17 protein-coding genes and 2 pseudogenes are annotated in these 25,485 nt (G+C 65.1%); 4 read left to right on the top strand and 15 right to left on the bottom strand.

From position 1 onward, the window contains the following. The first annotated feature begins 77 nt into the window (after positions 1 to 77). A complete protein-coding gene (locus tag WF331_RS07025; protein ID WP_049275499.1) occupies positions 78 to 1,022 on the top strand; it encodes a LysR family transcriptional regulator in 945 nt (314 codons plus the stop codon). Positions 1,023 to 1,222: 200 nt separating this feature from the next. Next, positions 1,223 to 2,635 (top strand): DOPA decarboxylase, encoded by a 1,413-nt coding sequence (locus tag WF331_RS07030; RefSeq protein ID WP_340622759.1) that lies wholly within the window; start codon positions 1,223 to 1,225, stop codon positions 2,633 to 2,635. Positions 2,636 to 2,775: 140 nt separating this feature from the next. Here the strand turns inward: WF331_RS07030 and WF331_RS07035 are convergent, their stop codons facing one another. Then, positions 2,776 to 4,149, bottom strand: coding sequence for an MFS transporter (locus WF331_RS07035; RefSeq protein WP_016500399.1), 1,374 nt, complete (start codon positions 4,147 to 4,149; stop codon positions 2,776 to 2,778). Positions 4,150 to 4,437: 288 nt separating this feature from the next. Here WF331_RS07035 and quiC point away from each other — a divergent pair, with 288 nt between their 5' ends. Beyond that, entirely contained in the window at positions 4,438 to 6,345 is a 1,908-nt protein-coding gene (gene quiC, locus WF331_RS07040) for a 3-dehydroshikimate dehydratase QuiC (RefSeq protein WP_340622760.1), read from the top strand. 65 nt (positions 6,346 to 6,410) lie between these two features. On the opposite strand, the pseudogene WF331_RS07045 reads toward quiC, so the two are convergent. Both WF331_RS07045 and WF331_RS07050 read right to left on the bottom strand, forming a co-directional pair. Further along, a pseudogene (locus tag WF331_RS07045) lies at positions 6,411 to 7,073 on the bottom strand (class I SAM-dependent methyltransferase); the annotation flags it as partial. 35 nt (positions 7,074 to 7,108) lie between these two features. After that, complete coding sequence (locus WF331_RS07050; RefSeq protein WP_041168084.1) at positions 7,109 to 7,972, bottom strand: sensor domain-containing diguanylate cyclase; 864 nt, start codon at positions 7,970 to 7,972, stop codon at positions 7,109 to 7,111. A 147-nt stretch (positions 7,973 to 8,119) separates the two neighbouring features. Between WF331_RS07050 and WF331_RS29270 the strand changes: the two are divergent. Then, positions 8,120 to 8,709 (top strand): annotated as a pseudogene (locus WF331_RS29270) (hypothetical protein); the annotation flags it as partial. 57 nt (positions 8,710 to 8,766) lie between these two features. On the opposite strand, the gene WF331_RS07060 reads toward WF331_RS29270, so the two are convergent. The 12 genes from WF331_RS07060 to WF331_RS07115 form a co-directional block, all read right to left on the bottom strand. Continuing rightward, positions 8,767 to 9,063, bottom strand: coding sequence for a chorismate mutase (locus WF331_RS07060; RefSeq protein WP_016500394.1), 297 nt, complete (start codon positions 9,061 to 9,063; stop codon positions 8,767 to 8,769). Positions 9,064 to 9,242: 179 nt separating this feature from the next. Continuing rightward, complete coding sequence (locus WF331_RS07065; protein WP_340622761.1) at positions 9,243 to 10,028, bottom strand: ABC transporter ATP-binding protein; 786 nt, start codon at positions 10,026 to 10,028, stop codon at positions 9,243 to 9,245. An 11-nt stretch (positions 10,029 to 10,039) separates the two neighbouring features. Beyond that, positions 10,040 to 10,795, bottom strand: coding sequence for an ABC transporter permease (locus WF331_RS07070; protein ID WP_049275491.1), 756 nt, complete (start codon positions 10,793 to 10,795; stop codon positions 10,040 to 10,042). Between the two features lie 10 nt (positions 10,796 to 10,805). Further along, entirely contained in the window at positions 10,806 to 11,558 is a 753-nt protein-coding gene (locus WF331_RS07075) for an ABC transporter permease (protein ID WP_340622762.1), read from the bottom strand. Positions 11,559 to 11,816: 258 nt separating this feature from the next. Next, positions 11,817 to 14,264: a TonB-dependent receptor plug domain-containing protein gene (locus WF331_RS07080; protein ID WP_016500390.1), complete on the bottom strand. Its 2,448-nt coding sequence runs from the start codon at positions 14,262 to 14,264 to the stop codon at positions 11,817 to 11,819. A gap of 140 nt (positions 14,265 to 14,404) precedes the next feature. Beyond that, positions 14,405 to 16,648, bottom strand: a complete 2,244-nt coding sequence (locus WF331_RS07085; RefSeq protein ID WP_340622763.1) for a TonB-dependent receptor — start codon at positions 16,646 to 16,648, stop codon at positions 14,405 to 14,407. A gap of 205 nt (positions 16,649 to 16,853) precedes the next feature. Further along, entirely contained in the window at positions 16,854 to 17,912 is a 1,059-nt protein-coding gene (locus tag WF331_RS07090; RefSeq protein WP_016486035.1) for an ABC transporter substrate-binding protein, read from the bottom strand. Further along, entirely contained in the window at positions 17,909 to 18,973 is a 1,065-nt protein-coding gene (locus tag WF331_RS07095) for an ABC transporter substrate-binding protein (RefSeq protein WP_340622764.1), read from the bottom strand. Before WF331_RS07095 ends, WF331_RS07090 begins: the two co-directional genes overlap by 4 nt. An 18-nt stretch (positions 18,974 to 18,991) precedes the next feature. Then, positions 18,992 to 20,143: an LLM class flavin-dependent oxidoreductase gene (locus WF331_RS07100; RefSeq protein WP_016500386.1), complete on the bottom strand. Its 1,152-nt coding sequence runs from the start codon at positions 20,141 to 20,143 to the stop codon at positions 18,992 to 18,994. A gap of 272 nt (positions 20,144 to 20,415) precedes the next feature. After that, complete coding sequence (locus tag WF331_RS07105; protein WP_340622765.1) at positions 20,416 to 22,266, bottom strand: ABC transporter ATP-binding protein; 1,851 nt, start codon at positions 22,264 to 22,266, stop codon at positions 20,416 to 20,418. Continuing rightward, positions 22,259 to 24,034 (bottom strand): ABC transporter ATP-binding protein, encoded by a 1,776-nt coding sequence (locus tag WF331_RS07110; RefSeq protein WP_340622766.1) that lies wholly within the window; start codon positions 24,032 to 24,034, stop codon positions 22,259 to 22,261. Before WF331_RS07110 ends, WF331_RS07105 begins: the two co-directional genes overlap by 8 nt. 91 nt (positions 24,035 to 24,125) lie before the next feature. Continuing rightward, positions 24,126 to 25,358: an acyl-CoA dehydrogenase family protein gene (locus tag WF331_RS07115; RefSeq protein WP_340622767.1), complete on the bottom strand. Its 1,233-nt coding sequence runs from the start codon at positions 25,356 to 25,358 to the stop codon at positions 24,126 to 24,128. Positions 25,359 to 25,485 lie beyond the last annotated feature (127 nt).

The following is a 25,485-nucleotide window of genomic DNA, read 5'->3' on the forward strand; positions in this document are numbered from 1 at the left end:
GCACTCCTCTGTAGGAGCGGCCTTGTGCCGCGAAACGAGGGCAAAGCCCTCGCCTGCGGTCTGGAGCCGAACCCTTGATGAACCCCACCTTCGCCTCCCTCAGCCTCGCCCACCTGCGCACCCTCGACCACCTGCTGCAGCTGAAAAACCTCAGCCACGCCGCCGAGCGCCTGGGCGTCAGCCAGTCGGCCCTCAGCCGCCAGCTGGCCCACCTGCGCGAAGCTTTCGACGACCCGTTGCTGGTTCGCCAAGGCCGCGGCTACGTACTCAGCGAATACGCTGAAGCGCTGGTCGAACCGCTACGCCAGGTTCTCGAAGAACTGCACGCCCTGCGCCAGCCCGCCGTATTCGACCCAGCCCGCTGTGAGCGCCGTTTCTGCCTGGCCGCTTCGGACTACGTGGCCGAGCACATGCTGCCGCTGCTGGTGGCCGCGCTGGAACATGAAGCCCCGGGCGTCTCGCTGGAGTACCGTACCTGGCAGGCCGGCCAGTATGCGTTGCTGGCCAGCGGCGAAATCGACCTGGCAACCACCTTGTTCGACGAGTCGCCCCCCAACCTGCACGGGCGCTTGCTGGGTGAGGACCGTGCGGTGTGCCTGATGCGCCACGACCACCCGCTGGCCGCCCACTCCGCGCTCAGCCAGGCCGATTACCTGGCGCACAAGCACGTGCGCATTTCCGGTGGTGGCGACAAGGACAGTTTCATCGACCGCCACCTGCGCGCTCAGGGCCTGCAGCGGCGGGTCAGCCTGGAAGTGCCGTTTTTTTCCGCCACCGTCAAGGTCATTGCCAACAGCCAGGCCGTGGCCACCGTACCCGAGCACATCGCCCGGCAATTGTGCCGCTTGCATGACCTGGCCTGGCGGCCGTTGGGCTTTATCGACCACAGCCAGCGCTACTGGGTGGTGTGGCACCAGCGGCTGCAGGCTTCAGCGGAGCACCGCTGGCTGCGCAACCGGGTGTTCGAGCTGTGGCGTCAGTCGCAGTTCGGCGTGCAGGGGGGGCATGCGGGTTCGCCATAGCAGGTATGCGCAAGGCGGGGTTATTCGCCGGGGGATAGGTGCCTAGACTGGGGCATTGTGTTGCCTGTTCCGGCCCTATCGCCGGCAAGCCAGCTCCCACAGGTAAGCCACAGGGTCTGAAGCCTATGGACTACCTGTGGGAGCTGGCTTGCCGGCGATAGGGCCGGAACAGGCAGTGGATTACCCACAGGAGAGCCCACGTGACCCCCGAACAATTCCGCCAGTACGGCCACCAACTGATCGACCTGATTGCCGACTACCGCCAGACCGTCGGCGAGCGCCCGGTCATGGCCCAGGTCGAGCCTGGCTACCTCAAGGCTGCCTTGCCCGACACCGCTCCCCAGCAAGGTGAGCCTTTCGAAGCCATCCTCGACGACGTCAACCAGCTGGTCATGCCCGGCCTGTCCCATTGGCAGCACCCGGACTTCTACGGCTACTTCCCCTCCAACGGTACGCTGTCCTCGGTACTTGGCGACTTCCTCAGCACCGGCCTGGGCGTGTTGGGCCTGTCGTGGCAGTCCAGCCCGGCCCTGAGCGAGCTGGAAGAAACCACCCTCGACTGGCTGCGCCAGTTGCTCGGTCTGTCGGGCCAATGGAGCGGGGTGATCCAGGACACGGCGTCCACCAGCACCCTGGTGGCGCTGATCAGCGCCCGTGAGCGTGCCAGCGACTACGCACTGGTGCGCGGTGGCTTGCAAGCCCATGCCAAACCCCTGATCGTCTATGTCAGCGCCCACGCCCACAGCTCGGTGGACAAGGCCGCGCTGCTTGCCGGCTTTGGCCGCGACAACATCCGCCTGATCCCGACCGACGAGCGCTACGCGCTGCGTCCGGAGGCGCTGCAGGCAGCCATCGAGCAGGACCTGGCAGCGGGCAACCAGCCATGCGCCGTGGTGGCCACCACCGGCACCACGACCACCACTGCACTGGACCCGCTGCGCCCGATCGGCGAGATCGCCCAGGCCCATGGCCTGTGGCTGCATGTGGACTCAGCCATGGCCGGTTCGGCGATGATCCTGCCCGAGTGCCGCTGGATGTGGGACGGCATCGAGCTGGCCGATTCGGTAGTGGTCAATGCGCACAAGTGGCTGGGTGTGGCCTTCGACTGCTCGATCTACTACGTGCGGGATCCGCAGCACCTGATCCGGGTAATGAGCACCAACCCCAGCTACCTGCAATCGGCGGTGGATAGCGAGGTAAAGAACCTGCGTGACTGGGGCATACCGCTGGGCCGTCGGTTCCGCGCGTTGAAGCTGTGGTTCATGTTGCGCAGCGAGGGTGTAGAAGCGTTGCAGGCGCGGCTGCGGCGTGACCTGGACAATGCCCGGTGGCTGGCGGAGCAGGTAGGGGCGGCTGCGCAGTGGGAAGTGCTTGCACCGGTGCAATTGCAGACCTTGTGCATTCGCCATCGTCCGGCGGGGCTGGAAGGGGAGGCGCTGGATGCGCATACCAAGGGGTGGGCCGAGCGGCTGAATGCGTCCGGGGATGCGTATGTGACGCCAGCGACGCTGGACGGGCGATGGATGGTGCGGGTGTCGGTGGGTGCGCTGCCGACTGAGCGGGAGCATGTCGAGAAGCTTTGGGAGAGGTTGCAGGAAGTGGTTGCAGGCTGAGACTGCCGGGGCCGCGTTGCGGCCCGTTCGCGGCACAAGGCCGCTCCTACAGGGCAACGCGCAAGCCTGGGCTCATGCGATCCACCTGTAGGAGCGGCCTTGTGCCGCGAAAGGGCTGCAAAGCAGCCCCCTGCAATCTATCAGTGGCTCACTGCCTGAAAGCTACCTTTACGGCTAGCTTCATACGCTGCCTTTTCCATCGGCTTGGCGTTCGGGTTACCCAGGTCTTCCATCGTCAGGCGATGGGTTTCCGGGGCGATGTAAGCGGCCAGGGCGCACACGCAGGTGATGAAGAACGCCAGGCTACCGACTACCAGCGGGATGTTGTCCGAGCCAGGTGGTGCAATCAGGGCGAACAGCGCCGGCAGCATGGCGGTCAGCATGGTGCCGATGTTCTGTGCGATGGCCATGGCCGAAACGCGGTAGCGGGTGTGGAACAGCTCTGGGTAGAAGCTTGGGAACACCGCGTTGTAACCCTGGTAGACCATGCCCCACATCACGATTGAGGCGGCGAACGCCATTGGCACGTTCTGGATGCTGATTGCATACAGGTAGACGAAGGCCAGCAGGCCAGAGCCCAGGCAACCGGCGATCATGGTCGGTCGACGGCCAATCTTGTCCGACAGGTTGCCGACAAACGGGATCACCAGCACTGCGACGATGTTGCCGACCACCGGAATCCACAGGTACACGCTCTTGTCGAAGCCGATGCCATAGGCCGGCTGCACCGCGTAGGCCGCACCGAAGATGGTGGCTACCACCGGGATCACGTTCATCAGGGCCATGAACATCACCAGCACCATGTGCTTCCAGCTGTGACGGAAGGCTTCGCTGATGGGCGACTTGGCAACCTTGTCCTGCTTCTCTTCCTTCACGAATGCCGGGGTTTCATGCACTTCCTTGCGGATGATGAAGCCTGCGATCAGCACGATGGCGCTCATCAGGAACGGAATGCGCCAGCCCCATTCGGTGAAGGCTTCGCTAGGCATGAAGTAGGCCAGTGGCAGGAACACTGCCGCCGCCAGTACCTGGCCGGCCTGCACGCCTTGCAGGGTGAAACTGGCGTAGTAGCCTCTTCGACCGAACGGCGCGTGCTCCATGATCATGGAGCTGGCCCCGGAGATTTCCCCCGCCACGGCAAAGCCCTGGATCAGGCGCAGTACCACCAGCAAGGCCGGCGCGAGGTAGCCGATGTCGTGGTAGGTGGGCAGCAGGCCTACCGCCATGGTCGACAGGCCCATCAGGAACATGCACAGCAGCAGTACGTTCTTGCGACCGCGGGTGTCACCCCAGTGGCCCAGCACGAAAGCACCGACCGGACGCGCCAGGTAGCCCACGCCGTAGGTGGCCAACGAGGCGATGATGGCCATTTTCGGGTCGGTATTGGGGAAGAAGATCTGCGGGAAAATCAGTGCAGCGGCCTGGGCGTAGATGAAGAAGTCGTAGTACTCGAGTGCCGAGCCTATCCATCCACTGGCGGTCGCTTTTTTGGCTTGCGAGCTGGAGTGAGCCATCGTTGTCTCCGTTGTTATTGTTGTTTGCGCAGGTTCCGCCGTTGGTTCGCCAAGGCAGGAGGCAGTGGTCGGTGTGCCTGCGTCTGTGGTTCATGTTGACCACGGGCCAGCGGTCTAGCAATTCGTTAAAACGGGTTTTGTGCGATAATCGAACGCAAAACTAACCATTCCGTACAAAGAGATTGAAGCGACGACTTTACCTGCGAATAATCGATCGTGCCATAAACTGTGACAGTGGTTTTTTACCTGACTGGCACCGTCATTTTCTAACAACAAGGAACTCCCGTCATGCAGCGTTCGATCGCTACCGTGTCCTTGAGCGGCACCCTGCCGGAAAAGCTCGAAGCCATCGCCGCCGCCGGTTTTGACGGCGTCGAGATCTTTGAAAACGATCTGCTGTATTACGCCGGCAGCCCGCGCCAGGTGCGCCAGATGTGCGCCGACTTAGGGATAGCCATTACCCTGTTTCAGCCGTTCCGCGACTTCGAAGGCTGCCGCCGCGACCGCCTGCAGAAAAACCTCGACCGCGCCGAGCGCAAGTTCGACCTGATGCAAGAGCTGGGCACCGACCTGGTGCTGGTATGCAGCAACGTTCAGGCCGATGCCCTGGGCGATGAACAGCTGCTGGTCGACGACCTGCGCCTGTTGGGCGAGCATGCCGGCAAACGTGGCCTGCGCATTGGCTATGAAGCCCTGGCCTGGGGCCGTCACGTCAACACCTACCAGCAAGTCTGGAACCTGGTGCGCCAAGCCGACCACCCGGCCCTAGGGGTGATTCTCGACAGCTTCCACACCTTGTCGCTGAAGGGCGACCCCAGCGCGATCCGCGACATCCCCGGCGACAAGATCTTCTTCGTGCAGATGGCTGACGCGCCGATCCTGGCCATGGATGTGCTGGAGTGGAGCCGCCACTTCCGCTGCTTCCCGGGGCAGGGCGAAATGGACATGGCGGGTTTCCTGGCGCCGATTCTTGCCACTGGCTACCGTGGCCCGCTGTCGCTGGAAATCTTCAACGACGGCTTCCGCGCCGCGCCCACCCGGCAGAATGCCGCCGACGGCCTGCGTTCGCTGCTGTATCTCGAAGAACAGACCCGCTTGCGCCTCGAGCAGGAAAACACGCCGATCGAACCTGGCGTGCTGTTCACCCCGCCCGCGGCCAGCGCCTATGACGGCGTGGAGTTCCTTGAATTTGCGGTCGACGAAGCCGTCGGCGCGCGCCTGGGCAGCTGGCTGAAGCGCCTGGGCTTTGCCGAAGCTGGCAAACACCGCAGCAAGGACGTACAACTGCTGCGCCAGGGCGATATCAACATTGTCCTGAACGCCGAACCGTACTCCTTCGGCCACAACTTCTTCGAGGCCCACGGCCCGTCGCTGTGCGCCACCGCACTGCGGGTCAAGGACCCGCAAGCCGCCCTGAAACGTGCCACCGCCTTCCGTGGCCAGCCGTTCCGCGGCCTGGTCGGCCCTAACGAGTGCGAAGTACCGGCGGTACGCGCACCGGACGGCAGCTTGCTGTACCTGGTGGAGCAGGGCACCGCTGGCCACACGCTGTACGACACCGATTTCAGCCTGGACAAGAGCGCCACCGCCACTGGCGGCCTGCGTCGCATCGACCACATGGCCCTGGCCCTGCCAGCCGAGTCGCTGGACAGCTGGGTGCTGTTCTACAAGAGCCTGTTCGATTTCGCTGCCGACGACGAAGTGGTGCTGCCCGACCCGTATGGCCTGGTCAAGAGCCGCGCCCTGCGCAGCCAATGCGGCACCTTGCGCCTGCCGCTGAACATCTCGGAAAACCGCAACACCGCCATTGCCCATGCACTCTCCAGCTACCGCGGTTCGGGGGTGCATCACATTGCCTTCGATTGTGATGACATCTTCCGTGAAGTGGCGCGTGCCAAGCTGGCTGGAGTACCGCTGCTGGAAATCCCGCTGAACTATTACGACGACCTGGCGGCGCGCTTCGATTTCGACGACGAGTTCCTCAGCGAACTGGCGTACTACAACGTGCTGTACGACCGCGACGCCCAGGGCGGCGAGCTGTTCCACGTGTACACCGAACCGTTTGAAGAGCGCTTCTTCTTCGAAATCATCCAGCGCAAGGGCGGCTATACCGGTTACGGCGCGGCCAACGTCGCGGTGCGCCTGGCAGCCATGGCCAAGGCCCGCAGCGGCGGGGCGCGCAAGCCCGTCCTCTGACCCCGACGCGGTCGGTGTAGGAGCGGCGCAAGGCCGCTCCTACACAGAGGGTGTATGACTCCGGGGCGCTCAGCCACCATCAACAGCGACTGCGGCACCGCACTTTGCGGGTGCTGTGGTTCCTGCAAACTGAGCAGGCGCAACCCGGCCATGTCCAGTGCATTCAGCCAGCTGGCCAACGTACGGAAGTACCACGGCATCGGTTGCCAGTCCCCGTTAAACCCGGCAAACGATTCCTCCCGCCAGCCATCCTGATACTCCCCGCCGGCAACGCTCCAGGGGTGCAACGTCTGGATCACCAGTGCGCCACCCGGCACCAGCAAATCTTTCATGGCCGCCAGCAACGGGATGATGTCCTGGTGCAACAGCGCAAAGTTGGCACAGACCAGGTCATACCCTGTGCCCACATAAACCTGCGCATCGGCCAACTGCGCATAGCTGGCCAGGTGCACCTCGGCCGAGCCCGCCGCGCGCGCGGCCTCTACCAGCGTCCGGTCACCATCCACGCCCACGGCTTCGATACCGCGGTCCTCCAGTGCACGCAGCAACCAGCCCTCACCACAGCCCAGGTCCAGCACTCGCCCGGGCTGGCGGCCTAGGATCGCGAGCAGGATGGCCTGGTCAGTGACCTGGCGACGGCTCTCGATGGCGCCGCTGCGCACGGCGTCGATCCAGGCGTGGGCGTTGTGCTGCCAACTGTCGAGCAAAGTGTTTTCAGGGTCAGGCATGGTGGTATCCCGGTGGTTGAACGTGTGCTGTATCGTTACCCGGTCGCCGTGTGTTTTCGCTTGACCCGGTACATATCCCCATCGGCATGACGCAGCAGCATGTCGGCATCGTTGCCATCCTCAGGGAAGCGCGCCACGCCGATGCTGCAGGACGGCGTGTCGATGCCGGACAACTCCATACCGAGCGGCTCGGCCATGACCGCCAAAATGCGGGCTACCTGCTCGGCAATGGCCACTGGCGAGGGGCAATCGTTCAACAGCACGGTGAACTCGTCACCGCCCATGCGCGCCACCGTGTCGGTTGCGCGTACGCAGCCTTCCAGCCGCCGCGCAAGCGTGCACAGCACCCGGTCACCCACAGCATGCCCGTGCACATCGTTGATTTCCTTGAAGTCATTGATATCCAGAAACAGCAACCCCAGCGTGCCATCGTGCTGCCGCGCTGTGGCAAGGGCACTGTCCAGCCGTTCATTGAACATGGCCCGGTTGGCCAGCCGGGTCAGCGGGTCGTGATGGGCAAGGAAGCGCAGTTCCTCTTCAGCCTGGCGCAGGGCCGTCACATCCCGCGCCACACCGATGCGCGCTTGAGCCTCTTCGGACCAGCTGGCTGCCCACAGGATGTGCACGATACCGCCATCCTTGCGCACATAGCGGTTACGGAAATCGTAATGGGGCTGACCGTTCATCACCCGCACAATCGACGCGCGCGTGGCCGCCAGGTCGTCGGGGTGCATGTAGTCGGTGATCGGCGTGCCGATCATTTCGCAGGGCTTGTAACCCAGCAGGGCCTCGCAGGCATCGCTGACGAAGGCGATCTGGTTGTCCCTGTCTACCACGAACACGGTGTCCAGCATCAGGTGGATCAACCTGGGGTACAAGGCTTGAAGGTCTACGGGCATGGGCAGGACGTCCGCGGCAAGGTGACCGATCATAGCGCGAAGAAATGCGTCGCATCTATCGTAGACTTGTGGTCCTGACACTGATGATCGCGCCCACCTCGGTACTCTGCAGGAGCAGCCTTGTGCTGCGAAGAGGCCCTTATGTTCCTCGGCATTGAGCACGTCCGATTTGGTGCTGGTGCCGCCTTCCTTGAAGCCTTTGCGGGTCGAAATCAGCGAACGCTCGTTGGAGTCCACGGCCTTTTCCAGCGCTTGGCGCAAGGCGCCGCTCTGTACGCCGCGGTACTCGCGGGAGGTGCCGGAAATTACCTCCTGACGGGTAGCATCCAGACCCACTGGGCGAAAACGGCGAGCAGGTGGTGTTCCGCGACAGCCCGCTGACGGCTGGCCCGGACACTAACTACATCCGCTATGCCGGTGCCGAGCACATCGTGCTGGGCGGCACCAGCGAGGGCAACGACACGATGATGGCCACTGACGGCAATGACGTGTTCCAGTTCGCGGCCGGTTTCGGCAACGACCGGATCATCAACTTCGATGCCATTGCGGCGGGTGGCCAGGACCGGCTGGATATCACCGCCCTGAACATCACCGCAGCGACCTTCGCCGCCAGCGTCACCATCGCCGATGTTGGCGCTGATACGCTGGTTCACATCGGCGCTGCCGACTCCATCCGCCTGGCGGGGGTGGCGGATGCGACCACGGTGACTATAGCGGACTTCATCCTGGCAGGTTGAGCACCTGAGGAACAGGCCGTTGCCTTGAAATACAGGGGCTGCGCAGCAGCCCCTGGCTTACTTGCCGGCCAACCCCGCATGCACCTGCAACTCTTCATCGATAAACGCCGCAATCATTGCCCTGTAAACCCGCTCCACCACCTCCGGTGAGGCGCCCGTCTCCACGGCGATACCCCGCACTTTGGCAATCACCTGCTCGACTCGCGCGGGCGCGCGAACGTCGTCGCTGGTTTTCTTGAAGGCGGCCGCCTGTGCCACCAGATGCCCGCGTTGAGCGAGCAGGGCAACCAGGCGCTGGTCAATGTGATCAATGCGTGTGCGAACATCTTCGATCGATGTGCAGCGTACGTCCATGTGTGAAGCTCCTATGGTCTACCTTGTTTTTCAGAAGTCGTAGCGCAAATCCAGCATCGCAGTGCGTGGCACACCATAATGCCCGTAGATGCCCGCCGTGCCAGCATAGTATTTTTCATCGAACAGATTGTTCATGTTCAGTGTTGCAGCCCCCGTCAATCGTTCAGTTCACCGCTTTTTCAATGCCCCACCAGCTCCCCCAGCAACCGCTGCTTGTACCCCTGCAACACCTGGCTGTCCCGCTGTCGCGGGTGTGGCAGATCAATGCGCAAGTCCTCGCGAATCCGCCCAGGGTGCGCGTCCATCACGATCACCCGGTCGCCCAGGTACAGCGCTTCCTCGATGTCATGGGTCACCATGATTACCGTGCAACGCTCCTGCACCCAGATGCGCTGCAACTCCTGCTGCAACCGTACCCGGGTCAGGGCGTCCAGTGCGCCGAGCGGTTCGTCCAGCAACAACACCTTGGGCTTGTTCACCAGCGCCCGGGCAATTGCCGCGCGCTGGGCCATGCCGCCGGACAGCTGGTGCGGGTAGGCCTGCTCGTAACCACTCAGGCCTACCAGTTCGATGTGCTCGGCCACCAACCTGTTTTTCTCGGCTGCGGGTAACGCATGGTTTTTCAAGGCCAAGGCAATGTTCTGCTGCAGGGTCATCCACGGGAACAGACGATGGTCCTGGAACACGATACCGCGCTCCAGGCCCGGCCCGCGCACGGGTTGCCGGTCCAGCAGGATCTGGCCCTGGTATTCCTGGTCGAGGCCGACGATCAGCCGCAGCAGGGTAGACTTGCCACAGCCGCTGGCGCCGAGAATGCTGACGAATTCGCCCGGGCGGATATCCAGATCGATGCCTTCGAGCACTGGCACATGCTTGCCCTTGAGCGGGTACGCCTTGTTCAGGCCGCGAATGGTCAGCGCGCCGGTGCTGGCGGTGGTGGGTAAAACGTGGGCGATGGCGTTCATGGTCGGGCCTTTCAATGGTTGGTGCGCCAGCGCAGCAGGCGGCGGGTGAGCAGGGTGCACAGCCAGGACATCAGGTAGCCACTCAGGCCGATGCACAGCACGCAGACCACGATGATCTCCATGCGCGCCGCAGCTTCGGCGTTCATCATCAGGCTGCCAAGGCCGGCCCCGGCAGACAGGAACAGCTCGCTGCCCACCGAGGTTACCCAGGCGAAGGCCAAGGCTTGCAGTACCCCGGCGGCAATGCCGGGCAGTGCGGCGGGCAACAGGATCAGCCAAAGCTGCTGCCAGCGGCCGAGCATCAGCACCCGTGCCGCTTCGCGGTGCTGGCCGGCGACCTGGCGCAGGCTCTCGAAGGTGTTGAGCACCATCGGGTACAACGCTGCCAGGCTGACGATCAGCAGCTTGGCGCCTTCGCCGTTACCCAGCCACAAGGCGATCAGCGGGATCCAGCCCAGCATCGGCACCTGGCGCAAGGCATGGAACAGCGGCGCGATCAGGCGGTTGGCGGGGGAGGACAGGGCCATCAACGCACCCAGCCCGACACCACCGACAATGCCGATGGCAAGGCCGCTGCAGGTACGTAACAGGCTCGCCCACAGGTTGACCAGCAGTTCGCCGCTGCCCAGCAGTTCGGCCAATGCTGTGCCCACCTGCGCCAGTGGGACGAAGGCGTAGGCCCCGGCTGCACCTTGGCGCGAGGCATACTCCCAGGCGCCGAGCAGCAACAGCGGCAGTACCAGGCCACGCAAATCAAGTCGTTTCATCACAGCCTCCTCAGCGGCTTTGCCAGGCGGACAGGCGTCGTTCCACGCGTCGCAGGGTGAAGTCCAGGCTGAAGCCGATAAGCCCGGTCAATACAACGCCGACCATCACTACATCGATGCGCAGCATTTGCCGGCCCATCTCGATCATCTGCCCCAGGCCGCTGTCGGCCGCCAGCAGCTCGCAAGCCACCAGCACTACCCAGGCGCGGGTCAGGGCCACGCGGATACCGGTGACGATCGCCGGCACCGCGGCGGGCAGGGCAATCCGCCCCACCAGCGTGGGCCAGCGCAGGCGGTAAACCGCCGCCACTTCGAAATGGCTGCGAGGGATCGCGCGGATACCTTCGCAGGTGGCCAGTGCCACCGGGAAAAACGCAGTCTTGGCGACGATGATCACCTTGAAGGTTTCATCCACCCCAAACAGCAGCACGAACATCGGGATCAACGCGATGCTGGGCACCTGGCGCAGGGTGTGGAACAGTGGGGCGCAGTAGGCCTCCACGGTCTTCGACAAGGCCAGCGCCGCGCCGAAACCAAGGCCGGCCAGTGCGCCGCCGGTAAAGCCCAAGGCCAGTCGCGACAGGCTGCCGGCCAAGTGCTCTTGCAACTCGCCGGTGGCCAGCAGGTCGGTGAGGCTGTGCCACACCTCCAGCGGCGGGATAAGCAGGTTGGCCGGGAACAGCCCGGCATAGGCCACCACGGCCCAGCAGATAAGCAGGGCCAGGGGGGAGATGAACCAGGAAAGACGAGAAAGCACGCGCATGGCTGGCCTTGGGAAAGCAGAGGGTAGAGCTGTATCGCAAGAGCTGTGCCAGGGGGCGCAAGCCCCGGATTGCGGGGCTGGAGGGTGAGGGTGATGCTTGAGCAGCAGCGAGGTGCTGCTAGAGCAGCAGTCAGTCAGCAGCATCGGTGCTGGATTCTTCGCGGGCATGCCCGCTCCCACAGGATGGCACCCGTCTGCGAACCTGTGCAGGACCTGTGGGAGCGGGCAAGCCCGCGAAGAAGGCAACCCGGTTTCAGCTTAGAAGTCGTAACTCACGCTGGTGTAGTAGAACGCCCCCTGCGCCCCTTCCGGGCTGGTGATGGAGTACTTGGGCACGCCATACAGCTGTGCACCTTCCAGCTTGTCCGGGTGGCTGTCGAACAGGTTGATCGCGCCCGCCGACAAGGTCAGGCCCAGGTCGAAACGGTACGACACGTCCAGGTCGGTCACCCATTGCGGGCTGAAGGTCTGGTCCAGCGTCGGGTTGGCGGCGTTGCGGTTCTTCCATTCCCCATACCGGCGCTGGGCGACGGTGACGCTCCAGCCGTCATACAGCCAGTTGGCACTGAGGGTCAGCTTGTCCTCGGGGGTGCCGTCTTCGATCAGCCCCTGGGTGTTGCGGCCGATGATCTGGCTGCCAGGGATGCCGCCCACATCATCCAGCCCGGTTATACGGGTGTTGTTGCGCGCGTAGCCACCGTTGAAGTCCACGCGCCCCCAGCGGCCTGCATCCAGCTGGTAATGGCCGGCCAATTCGAAGCCATCGGTGCGTGTGTCGGCAATGTTGGTGTAGAACGCCGCGCTCTGGATGTTGGCGTAAGGGGTACCGGCGAAGATCGGACCCACCACCGATGCAGGCAATTGGTCGGACAGGGTGATGCGGTTGTCGATGTCGATACGGTAGGCGTCGAGTGTGACCGAGGCGTTGGGCAATGGCCGCCAGACCAGGCCCACGGAGAAGTTGGTCGATTCTTCAGGTTTCAGCGCCTTGCCGCCAAGCAGGGCCGCTTCCGGGCTGTCGGCACGCAGGGTGCGCTGCTGCACCTCGACCCAGTTGCCACTGCCTGGGGGCTGTTCCACCACCTGTACGCTAAACGACGACAACCCGCTCTGCACCAGCGAAGGCGCACGGTAGCCGGTACTGGCGCTGGCGCGCGCGGCAATCTGCGGGGTGAAGTCGTAGCGCAACGACAACTTGCCATTGGTGGTGTCGCCGAAGTCCGAATAGTGCTCGCTGCGCACGGCCACGCCGGCCTGCAACTTTTCGCTCAGCTGGGCTTCGACATCAAAGTAGGCACCGATCACGCGGCGGTCCAGCGACACGGCATCGACCTGGGTGATGCCCGAGTAGTAGCCGGGTATGCGCCTGCCGGAGAGAGGGTCGATGGTGTTGAACAGCGGCCCGTTCGACCAGCCGGCGGCGTCGCCTTCGCTGAGGTCGTAGTTTTCCTGGCGCCAGGCCAGCCCGGCGGAAACGGTCAGCGGCTTGAACAGCCAGTCGTTGGCGAAGTCGCGGGTCCAGTCCAGGGACAGGTTGGTCTGGTCGGCTTCGCGGCGACCGGTGTAGATGGTCGACGGGCTGGCGGTGCCCCAGCTGGGGTTGATGGCGTCGCGGTCGGTGGAGTCGACGCGGTTATTGCCGTAGTTCAGCGCCAGGTCGAATTTGCCCAGGGCCTGGTCCTCGAAGCGCAGGCCACCGGTGACGGCAAAGTCTTCCAGGCCGTAGCGGGTGACCGGTAGGCGGCCGTCCGGGTAGCGCGCCAGGGCTACGCTGCCGTAGTTGTTGCGCAACGTGGTGGGCGGGTCGAAGAAGTTCTCGGCATCCGTGTTCTTGTGCGCATAGGTGGCAAAACCGTAGGCACTCAGCCCCTCGCTCAAACCCATTTCGGCATTGGCGGTAAAGTTGTACTGGTCCGAGACATTGCCCGAACCCCAGCGCCAGTTGCGGTAACGGTTGTTCTGCTCGCGCGCGGTGTCAATGCTGGTGGAGCCGGGGTAGAACAGGCGGTTGTCGTCGCGGGTGTCGCTGGCGGGGTCCTGGCTGCCGGCGTCGAAGGCCAGGGTCAGGAAGCCGTCGTTGGGCAAGGCAAAGCCCTTCCAGCCGCTGAGCTTGCGTTGCAGGCCGTCGCCTTTCTTGTAGCCGCCGAAGCGGTAGCCGGCGTTACCACCCTCGTCGCGCTCCTTGAGCACGATGTTGATCACCCCGGCAATGGCGTCCGAGCCGTACTGGGCGGCTGCGCCATCGCGCAGGATTTCCACCCGTTCGATGGCCGACAGCGGGATCAGGCTGAGGTCCACGGCCGCCGCGCCACGGGCGTTGACCAGGCCCTGGCGGGTGACGTTGGCGCTGGTGTGGCGGCGCTTGCCGTTGACCAGCACCAGCACCTGGTCGGAGGCCAGGCCGCGCAGCGAGGCGCCCTGGGCAATCGAACCGGCAAAGGCGCCCTGGGGCGACTGCGGGAAGCTGAACGAAGGCGAAAGCGCAGTGAGTGCCGCGGACAGGTCGCTGGCGCCGGTTTCCTGGAGTTTTTCACCGCTCAGCACATCGACCGGCGCGGCGCTTTGCAGGGCGGTGACGTCGCTGCGGTGGGTGCCGACCACGACCACGGTGTCGAGGCGGTCGGCGGGTTCGGCGGCGAATGCGGGCATGGCGAGGCCGGCGATGGCCAAAGCGATGGCGCTGGCCAAGGGAGTGTGGTGGGGCATGGGGTGTTCCTGCTGAATGATGTCTTGGCAGTGCTGGCCCTATCGCCGGCAAGCCAGCTCCCACAGGTCCCTACAGGTTTCAGGCCCTGTGCTGTAGCTGTGGGAGCTGGCTTGCCGGCGATAAGGCCCGAAAGGGCAACCTAGAACCGGCTGGTAACGCTGAGCCCGACGGTGCGCGGGTCGCCGTAGGTGATCACGTACTGCCCGGCGGTACCGTTGGGCCGGCCGTGCACCTGGTAGCGGCGGTCGGTGAGGTTGTTGACGAAACCGGTCACGCTCAGCTTGTCGTCGTGGCTGAACCAGCTCAGGCGGGCGTTGGCCAACGTGTAGTGGGGCTGGCTGAGGGTTTCGTCGGCGCTGCTCTGGCGGTCGGCCAGGAAGTACTCCTTGTCACGGAAGCTCACGTCGCCCCCTGCCACCAGCTTGCCGCCCACTTCCAGCGGAATGGTGTAGTCGGCACCCAGCGACACCACGTTGCGCGGCGAACGCACGAAGCTGTTGCCGCTGTAGTCGCCGGTTACCGCGCCAGTGGTGGGGTTGGTGTTCTTGAAGTCGGTGTATTCGGTGTCAAGGAATGACACCGCCGCGCGCAGGTGCAGGCGCTCGGTCGGCTGGCCTTCGATCTCCAGCTCCGCACCCTTGACCTTGCCCTTGGCGCCGTTGGTCAGTGCGGTGGTGAGCACGCCATTGTTCACCGTCAGCAGGTTCACCTGAATGTCGGAGTAGTCGTAATAGAAGAGGTTGGCGTTGACGGTCAGGCGGCGGTCGAACCACTCCGACTTCAGCCCCAGCTCATAGGCATCCAGCTCTTCCGGGTCGACCGTGGTCAGCTGCGCCAGGCTGGTCGACAGCCCGGTGTTGAAACCGCCCGAGCGGAAACCGTGGGCGTAGCGGAAGAACACCCGCAGGTTGTCGTTGATGCGGTACTCGGGCGTCAGGTCGTAGGTCCAGGCTTCCCAGGTCTTGTCTTCCTGGCGATTGCCGTTGGTGCCCACGCCACCCAGCGGGACCAGCGGACCGTTGGCGGTGGCGCGGGTCAGTTGCACCAGGTCCAGGTCGATGTCCTTTTTCTCCTGCGTCCAGCGCAGGCCGCCAGTGACGCTGAAGTCGTCGGTGAAGTCGTAGGTCAGGTTGCCAAACAGCGCGTAGCTGTCGGTGCGGTGGTCGAAGCCCATGTCGCGGAACGCCGTGGTGCCCACCTGGTTCGAGCCGGTGCCGTTGGGCGTCGGCCCGGGGGTGACCACCCGCTGTGCCGAGCTGTCGAGGTCTTCGTGGAAGTAGTGCGCACCCAGCAGCCAGTGCAGCGGGCGGTCTTCCGGCGAGGCCAGGCGCAGCTCCTGCGACCATTGGCGGTAGCTGTTGTCGGTGATCGACGCGCCGTTGACCTCGTAGGGGGTGTAGTCGGCGTCGCTGGTGGAGCGGTTGCGGATGTAGTCGTAGGCGCTGATCGAGGTCAGTGTGTAGTCGCCCAGGTAGTAGTTGAACGTCAGCGAGGCGCCGTCGTGGTCCAGGCGGTAGTCTTCGTTGACGTTCAGCGAGATGTCGCGGCCATGCGGGCGTTCGTAGCCGACGTTGTAGTAGCGGCCCACGGGCAGCGAACCATTGCTGCCGTCGCCCTTGAACTGGCGGCTGTGGACCTTGAGCAGGGCGTCCAGGTCGGGGTTGAGCTGGGCCAGGAACTGCAGGCGGATGGCTTTCTTGTTCACATCGCCATAGGTGTTGCCGTCGAAGTCGTTGTTCTGGAAGCCGTCACGCTCCTCGGAATACAGCGCCACTCGCCCGGCCAGCTTTTCGTCCACCAGCGCGCCGCCGATGGCGCCGGTGACGATGCGTTCGTTCTTGCTGCCAAAGCCGACGGTGCCATAACCGTCGGTGTCGAAGGTGGGCTTCTTCGAGATCACGTTCACTGCACCGGCAGTGGTGTTCTTGCCATAAAGGGTGCCTTGGGGCCCACGCAGTATTTCGATGCGCTCCAGGTCAAACAGCGGCCCACCGCCTGCGATGGGGGCGTTGAGGTAGACGTCATCGGCGTAGATGCCCACCGGGAAGACCGTTGCCGCGCCGGTGTCGCCGGTGCCCAGGCCGCGGATGTACCAACGCGGGCGGCCGTCGCCGTCGGGGTTCTTGGCCGAGGCGTTGGGCACGAAGGTGGTGATGTCGCCCATCGAGCGCACGCCATCGGCGGTGATGCTGGTGCCTTTGATGGCCGACACGGCCACCGGGACTTCCTGCAACGTCTGCTCGCGGTGCTGGGCGGTGACCGTGACGGTTTCCAGGGCCGGTTCGGTTTTATTGTCTTCGTTGGCGGCGATGGACTGGCTGCCGGTGCCGGCCAGCAGAAGCGCCAGGCTGATCTGGCGGGCCAGTGGATTGAGTTGGTGCATGGTGGATCTCCCCGTATGTAAAGCGTTATTGGGGAGAGCTAGAGCAGGGACTGTGCCATGTTGTTAAGCTATTGAAATGTATCGTGTTTATTAGAGTTTTGAGAGGGTGTTGCAGATTGGGCAGCAGTGGGGTGCTGGGCGGGTGCTGCTGGGGCAGCAGTGGTGGGGCTGAGATTGTTGGGGCTGCGCAGCAGCCCCAAAAATCTCAAACCGCCAACCGCGAAGTCGAACCGATCACACTCTCCAGCACGCGAAAATCAATCCACTCCCGCACATCGAAACGCCGTGGAATGAACCCCCACCTGAACAGGAACTCGGTAAAGTCCTGCAGCGCCTCGATCGAGCGGCTGTCCAGGGTAGTACGCAAGCGCCGGTGCGCATCATCGCCATAGGCCGCTGCCACCCAGTACTCGCTGGTGTTCAGTTCGCGCGCCAAAAAGCGCCGCGTCTCCTCCGGGTTGGCCCAGGCCCATTGCTCGGTGCGCAGCACCGTGTCGACCAGCGTACGGCTGGCATCGAAGTGGTTTTCCAGCAAATGCCGGTCCACGGTCAGCGTGCGTGGGGTGCCATTGTTGCTGCGGATCAGCGGGTCGGGGTGGCTGCCGGTATCGACCACCACGCGCAGGCCGAACTCATGGGCCAGGTGCACCGCGTGCGCACCCTTCAGGAAGATGGCGTCGATATCGCCCCGCAGCAGGCCGATCAGCTCATTGTTGCGGCGGCTGAAGCGGCTGGTGTCCAGGCTCACTTCAGCGCCGTACAGGTGCTGCTTGGCGTCGTCGCTGTAGGTGCCGCCGTAGGGGTAGTCGACCAGCTCCACATCGGCCACCGCCAGGCCTTCGAGCTTCAGGGCGTTTTCCAGCCCGCGCAGGGCCTGGGCACGGGTGAAGTCGATCTGTACGTTGGCCCACTTGGGTATGCCGAAACGGCGGTTCTTCAGGTCGCGAATGCTGCGTACGCCGCTTTCTTCGGTGGTGAGGATCAACTGCACCTCATCACTCCACGACAGCCCCAGCACGCGGGTCTCGACGCCGCTGGCGTAGGCCCAGATGGCCGGGATGTTACCGCCGTGGCGCACCGAGTTCTGCAGGTGATGGTCGTAGTGGGCTTCGCGCACCTCGCGTTCGCTGGACTCGCGCAGAGACTGGATATTGGTGCCAAACGGCGTAAAGGCCTCGGCCAGCCGTCCCGACTGCACGGCGATGCCGAGGCCGGTGGGCACGGGGCTGTGGGTGTACCAGAGCGTTTCCAGGGGCTTGGTCATGGGGTAACGGGTTTCCTGTCCATTTGGAGGGGGGCCAGCAGTTGGTCCAGTGGTTGGCGAGTGATCCAGTCGCGCACCTCGAAGCGCGCCGGGATGAAGCGCCAGCGCTTGAGGAACTCGACAAAGTCCTGCAAGGCATCGATGGCCTGTTCGTCCAGGCGCGTGCTCAGGCGCAGGTGGGCGTCGGTGCCGTAAGCCACTTGCACCCAGTACTCGCTGCTGTTGGTTTCCCGCGCCAGGTAGCGGCGGGTTTCGTCGGGGTGCTGGTGGGCCCAGCGTTCGGCGCGCAGCACCGAGCCGAGCAGGGTGCGCACCACCTGCGGGTGCTGCGCCAGCAGGTGGCTGTCTACCGCCAGGGTGCGTGGCGTGCCGTTGTTGCTGCGGATCAGCGGGTCGGGGTGGCTGCCGGTGTCGATCACCGTGTGCAGGGCAAAGGCGTGGGCCAGTTGCACGGCGCTGGCGCCCTTGAGGAAGATTGCATCGACCTCGCCGCGCAGCAGGCCGGCCAGCTCCAGGTTGCGGCCTTCGCTCTGGGTGCTGGACACCGGTATGCCGGCCACGTTGCGCACCGGGCGGTCGCTGAAGGTGCCGTCGTAGCGGTAGTTGACCAAGTCCACGTCGCCCACTTGCAAGCCTGCCAGCTTGAGGGCGTTTTCCAGCCCGCGCAGGGCTTGCGCGCGGGTGAAGTCGATCTGTGCGGCGGCCCAGTCGGGCAGGCCGAAGCGGCGGCCCTTGAGGTCTTTCACGGTGTGAATGCCGCTGTCTGGCCGGGTCAGGATCAACTGCGCCTCATCGGCCCACGACAGGCCGATCACGCGGGTGTCCCGGCCCTGGGCGCGGGCCCAGATGGCCGGGATGCTGCCGCCGTGGCGTACCGAATTGAGCAGGCTGTGGTCGAAGTGCGATTCGCGCACGGCCTGCTGGTCGGCTTCACGCAGGGACTGCACCTGGGTGCCGAGGCCGGCCAGGTCTTCCTGCAGCCAGCCTTGCTGCACGGCGATGCCCAGGCCGGTGGGCACCGGACAGCGGGTGTACCACAGGGTATCGAGGGGTTGGCTCATGTTCAGCTCCGTTCGGCTTCAGGCACTGGCCTGCAAAGGGGTGGTGGTGGCCGCCTGCTGCACCAGCGGCAACACTTCCTGGCCGATGCGCAGGGCCTCTTCCAGGTGCGGGTTGGCGGCGAGGATGAAGGTGCTGAAACCGGCATCGCGGTATTCAGCCAGGCGTTCGGCGATATTGTGATGGCTGCCCACCAGGCCCACGGTGGGGCCGGGCTTGGCCTTGGCGAAGCCGGCCCACAGGTTGCGCGCCAGGATCAGTTCGTCGAAGCCCTGCAAGCCTTGGTGATAGGCCGCCTGGCGTGCACCGCCGACAGAGTCCGAGCCGGTCACGAAGCCCTTGGCGCTGGCGCTGGCCTTGCCTTCCAGGCGCTCGAACTGCTGGCGCAGCTCGCGCCAGGCTTGTTCTTCGGTCTCGCGGGCGAACAGGTCGACACGCAGGCCGAAACGCACGGTGCGCCCCTGCTTGTCGGCCAACTCGCGCACGCGTTCGATATGCGGCTTGAGTTTATCGATGGGCTCGGCCCAGTTCAGGTACACATCGGCGTGGCGCGCGGCCACGTCCAGTGCGGCATCGGAAAACCCGGAGAAGTACACGCCCGGTTTGCGTTCGTGTTGCAGGCCCGGCGGCAGGCTGCCGTTCTCCAGGCGGTAGATATCGCCTTCGTAGGAGAACTTTTCCTGTGTCCACAGGCCCTGGATCACGTCGAGGAATTCGCCGGTGCGCTTGTAGCGCAAGTCATGCTCCAGGAAGTCGCCATTGGCCCGTTGGCTGGTCGGGTTGCCGCCGGTGATGATGTTCCAGTCCAGCCGGCCACCGCTGAGGTTCTGCAGGATTGCCGCCTGCTGGGCGGCGTAGGCGGGCAGGGTCCAGGTGGCCTGGAAGGCGATCAGGAAGCGGATGCGCCGGGTTTCGCGGGCCAGCGCGGCGGCGGCTATCCACGGCTCCGGGCCGGTGGGCAGCAACGCACCTTCGAACCCGGCCAGCTCGGCGGCCTTGGCGACCTGGGCGATGTAGTCGATGTAGGTGAAGCCATCGGCCTGGCCATCGGGCAGGCGGCCGGGGGCGATGTTGCCTGGGCGGTGCGCGGGGTTGCCGCGGTTGTGGCGGTCGGTGGACAGCTGTGGGCCATCGGTGCCCAAGGGCAGGCGCCAGAAGAATTCGGTGGTCATGGGGGCTCCTGAAGGGGGGGGGTGTGCGTATAGGGACGGTGGTGCAACGGCTGTGCCATGCGTGGCGCGTGGCCTGTAGGGCGGGGGTTTGAGGAGTAGACGGGGAGAGGGCTGCTGCTGTGGCAGCAGTGCGGCAGCAATGGATGCTGGGGTAGCAGCATGAACAGGCCCGGCCTCTTCGCGGGTCAACCCGCTCCCACAGGTACCTCACAGGTAATTGAATGCTGTGGTGATCCTGTGGGAGCGGGTTTACCCGCGAAGAGGCCGGCAAGTCAGACTTCGATCCCCTCGGTTACAACCGCTCCCGCACTGCGCAGGTACGCGTCGTACAGCGCCGCATAGGCGCCATTACGCCCGATCAGATCGGCATGCGCCCCTTGCTCCACCACCCGCCCATTCTTCACCACGGCAATCCGGTCGGCATCGCGAATGGTCGCCAGGCGGTGGGCGATGATGATCGCAGTCCGCCCCTGGCACAGCCTGCGCAGCGCGCGCTGGATACGTCGCTCGGTGTGCACGTCCACTGCCGAGGTGGCTTCGTCCAGCACCAGCACCGCCGGGTCGGCCAGGTAGGCCCGCACCAGGCACACCAGCTGGCGCTGGCCATGGCTCAGGTGCGCGCCCAGTGGGCCGACTTCGGTTTCGTAGCGCTGCGGCAGGCGCTCCAGCACCTCGTCGGCACCCAGCTCACGGGCTGCGGCCACCAGTTGTGCATCGTCGGCAGATGGCGCGGCCAGGCGCAGGTTGTCGAGGATGCTGCCGCTGAACAGCACGTTGTCCTGCAGCACCACGCCCACGTTGCGCCGCAAGTCATGCTGGGCCAGCGCACGCAGGTCGATGCCGTCCAGCTTCACGGCGCCGTGCTGCACTTCGTAGAAGCGCGTCAGCAACTGCACCAGGGTACTCTTGCCGTGCCCGGAAGGGCCGACGATGGCCAGCACTTCACCAGCGCGAATATGTAGGTGGAGCCCGTCGATCACCGGGCGCGAGCTGTTCGGGGTATAGGCAAAGCCGACCGCGTCGAAGTCCACCTGGCCGCGCGCCCTGGACAGGGCGTGTGGCGCTGGCGGGTCGAGCACTTGTGGGCGGGTGTCGAGCAGCAGGAAAATGCGCTGCGCTGAAGCGCTGCCGGTGGCGTAGCGCTCGAACAGGTCCGACAGCTCTTGCAGCGGCCCAAGGAACAGGAACACGTAGAACAGGCTCTCGGCAACCTGGCCCACGCTGACCTTGCCCTCGGCCAGGCCATGAGCACCCACCAGCAACAGTACGGCCATGCCGGCGGTGCTGAGCAATGCGGTAAACGGGGCGAACCAGCCGGCCCGCAGGCTGCCGCGGATCAGCGCCTGGTTGAAGTCTTCCAGCAGGCGTCGGTAACGTGCCTGGTTGGTCTGCTCTTGCCCGCACTGTTGGATCAGCCGCACTCCACTCACACTTTCCACCAGGTGTGCGGTGAAGCGGCTGCGCTGCTCGGCCACCTTGGCCCAATTGCGCTGCGAAACCCGTTTGAAGCGCCAGGTGGCCACGACCAGCAACGGTACGGTGGCAGCCAGGCTGTAGAAGAAGCTGGGGTCGATGCGCCACAGCATTACCGCTGCCAGGCCGCAGCGCAGCAAGGCGCCGAGCAGCTCGGGCGGGCCCTGCACCAGCAAGGGCTCCAGCGCATCCACGTCCCGGTCGGCACGGGAAATGATGCGCCCGGCACGGGTCTGGTCGAAGTAGCTCACCGACAGCGCCTGCACATGGGCGAACACTTTCACCCGTAAGGCGTTGAGCACGCCGATCGCTGCGCGCCCGGCGATGAACTGCGACACCCCGGCCAGCAGAAAGCGCCCCAGCCAGCTCGCGGCCAGCCCCAGGCCCAGCCACAGTACCAGGCGCTCGTCGAGCAGCCAGTGGTCGGCGCTGGGCACCAGGCCCTTGTCCAGCAGTTCCCGCACGAACCACGGGCGCAGGAACACGGTAAATACCAGCAGCAGCTCGATGCCGATCACGGCAAGGATCTGCCCGCGAATGGGCTGCAACAGCGGCAGCAAGCGGTGGAACATGCCCCGGTCCAGCGCCTGGCGGGCCAGGCGTTGTTCGATGTCGATATCGCTGGCGGGGGTGTGCTGCGCATCAGTCATGGTCGATCCCCAGCAAGTCGCGGTAATGGGCGTTGTTCGTGCACAGCTCGGCATGGCTGCCGTTGGCAGTGATGCGGCCGTTTTCCAGCATCAGCACGCGGTCGGCCAGCAGCAGGGTGGAGAGGCGACTGGTGATCAGCAGCAAGGTCGGGCCTTGGCCGCTGGCGCTGTGCAGGCGGCGGATGTTGTGCAGCACCTGGCGTTCGCCCAGGGCATCCAGGGCGCTGGTGGCGTCGTCGAGGCACAGGATGTCCGGCGCGCCGAGCAGCGCCCGGGCCAGGCACAGGCGCTGGCGCTGGCCGCCGGACAGGGTCACGCCGCGGTCGCCCAGCGGCGTGTCGAGGCCGTGGGGCAGGCGTTCCAGCACGTCCTCTGCAGCGGCCAGGCGCATACCTTCACGCAACTGGGCGTCACTGGCCTGCGGTGCGGCCAGGCGCAGGTTGGCGGCCAGGCTGTCGGAGAACAGAAAGCTCTCCTGGGGCAGCACCTGCACACGGCGGCGCAGGTCGGCCAGGTCGAGGTCACGCACGTCGTGCCAACCTGCAGTATCGCTGCCGACCTGGACGCTGCCGTGCTGTACATCGGCCAAACGTGGCAGCAGGCTGGCCAGCAGGCTTTTACCTGTGCCGGTGGCGCCGACCAGCGCCACCACCTCACCGGGCAGCAGGGTCAGCGAGCAATCCTGCAGGATAGGCCGGCCAGCTTCTGCTGCACTGACTTGCACCTGGTTCACCTTCAGCCCCAACGGCCCTTCGGGCAGGGTGGCATGGCCGCCGACGATGGCCGGGCGTTCGTCCAGCAGTTGCCAGATGCGTTCGGCACTGGCGCGGGCATCGGCGAAAGTCTGCATCACCCGGCCGATGCCTTCGATGCGGAACACCAGCGTGGTGGCCACCAGCAGCGAAGTGACCAGCTCACCGATGCCCAGCGCGCCGGCCGCCACGCGATGGGCGCCGTACACCAGAATCCACACATGCCCCAGCGCCACCACCGCCTGCGGCAGCGGAATGCGCGAACTGGCGTAGGCAAGGGCGGCGCGGGCATGACCGGTGAACACCTCCACCTGCCGGGCGAAGCGGGCAATGCGTTGCTGTTCCAGGCCAAATGCCTTGATCACCCGCACGCCACCGATGCCTTCGGCGAGGTCCTGGCTGACCTGGTCATAGGCGGCGCCCACGGCACGGTCGAGGGTGACCAGGCGATCGGTCTGCACAACGAACAGCCATAGCCCGGCGCCGGTCAGCAGCAGTGGCACCAGCCCCAGCAGCGGGTCGTACCAACCCAACAGGCCCACCGCAACGATTACCACCAGCGGGGTTTCGATGATCTGCCGCCAGAAGGTGATCAGCGCGTCGCGCACTTTGTCGGCATCGCGGGTGGTGCGTGTGACCAGTTCGCCCATGCCGTGGTGCCAGTGATAGCCCAGATGCAAGCGCTGCACCTGGCTGAGGATGCGTTCACGCAGGCGCGTGAGCAGGGCCTGGCTGAGCACCAGCGACAGCACGGCGGCGGCGTATTGCAGCAGGCCGCGGCCCAGGGCGATGGCCAGCAGCAGCCACAACCAGTGCCAGGCCACGCGGGCGTCCAGGCTGCCGTCGGCCAGGCGCAGCACGGCGCGGCCGGCGCTGACATCATCGACCGCATGGCCGATCAGCCACTGCTGCCAGGCCAGGCCGAGGTTGCCGGCAATGTACAAGGCAGCGACCAGAGCAAAGCGCCAAGGCATTTCGCGGTAGATGGCCAATGCCCGAAGAAGCGGGTGGTTCATGTAGATGCTCGATCAGAATGCGACGCCGCCCTTGTAGGAGCGGCCTTGTGCCGCGAATGGGGCGCGACGCGCCCCCCGGCCCCAAATGGATTCAACGGCGGGTAGCGCCCTGGCTCTCCTTGGCATTGAGCACCGCCGTGTACTCCCCCGGGTCGGCCCCGTTCAGGTAGTAGTTGCCCACGTTGTGCAGCCGCCAGCGGATCGGGTCGTGGGTGGTGTGCACCCGGGCATTGCGCCAGAAGCGGTCGAGGTTCCACTTGCTCAGCGAAGCGCTGGCCCCCAGCAACGAGAACAGGTCACTGGAAATCTTCAGCGATGCAGCATCGGAATGCGCACGGGCGGTAGCTACCGACAAGATCAGCTCATCCTGCAACGCCTTGTTTTCCGGGTCGCGCTCGTGTTCGTCGAACACCCGCGCCGCCTCGCGCAGCACCGACTCGGCACCGCGCAGCGCCACGGCATACTCACCGATCTGGCGAATGACATGCGGCTCGTCACTGGCGCGCTCTACGCCGCTCTCCACCCAGGCCCGGGCATGCTCGCGCAGGTACTCGACAGCCGCCTGCAAGGCGCCAGCGGCGATGCCGGTGTCGATGGCGGCGTGGAGGATCTGCGGGAAGGTCAGGCCGGTGCGCTTCATCGGCCCGGCACGGCGGGTCAGGTAGCGCTCGTCGAGCACGATGTTGTCGAAATTTACCGTACCGCTTACCGAGTTCTGCTGGCCGAAGGCTTGCCAGTCATCGATCAGGGTCAGCCCGGGGGTGTCGCGATGCAGCAGCACGCCGACGCCGCCGTCTTCGCTGGCGGCGGTCAGCGAGATCCACTCGGCCAGGTAGGAACCGGTGGAGTAGAACTTGCTGCCGTTGAGTACCCACTGGCCATCGGCGCTGCGCTCGACGCGGGTCTTGAGCGCGAACTTGTTCTTGCCGCCGACTTCGGCCAGGGCGTTGCCGAAGCGCTTGCCGGCGAGCACGTCGGCAATCAGCCGGTCGCGTACTTCATCGGGGTAGCCGGTAAAGATGCCGCGCAGCATCACGTTGTGAATTTGCAGCAACTGGCCGACACCGCCGTCGGCAGTGGAGACCAGGCGCACGGTTTCGACCACGGTCTGCACCGAGGCACCTAGGCCGCCGAACTGGGCGGGCACAGCGATGGCGGTCAGGCCGCTGCTGGACAACAGCTCGGCCTGGCGGTGGGGCAGCTGGCCATTGTTGCGCGGGTCGGCGGCCAGTTCGGCGATTTGCGCGGCCACCTGGCGGGCGGTTTCGATGGCGTCGGCTTCGCTGGTCAGGTGGCGGGCGGGGGAGGGTTCTATGGCACTCATGGTGGGGTCTCGAATTGTCTGAAGGGCTAGTGCGCCTGTTTCGCGGGCTTGCCCGCTCCCACAGAGGCGGCACTGCCCTTGAGGGTTGTGCTGGCCGTTGTGGGAGCGGGCATGCCCGCGAATGGCC

This window comes from Pseudomonas sp. YNh (genome assembly GCF_037993085.1).
Lineage (GTDB): Bacteria > Pseudomonadota > Gammaproteobacteria > Pseudomonadales > Pseudomonadaceae > Aquipseudomonas > Aquipseudomonas putida.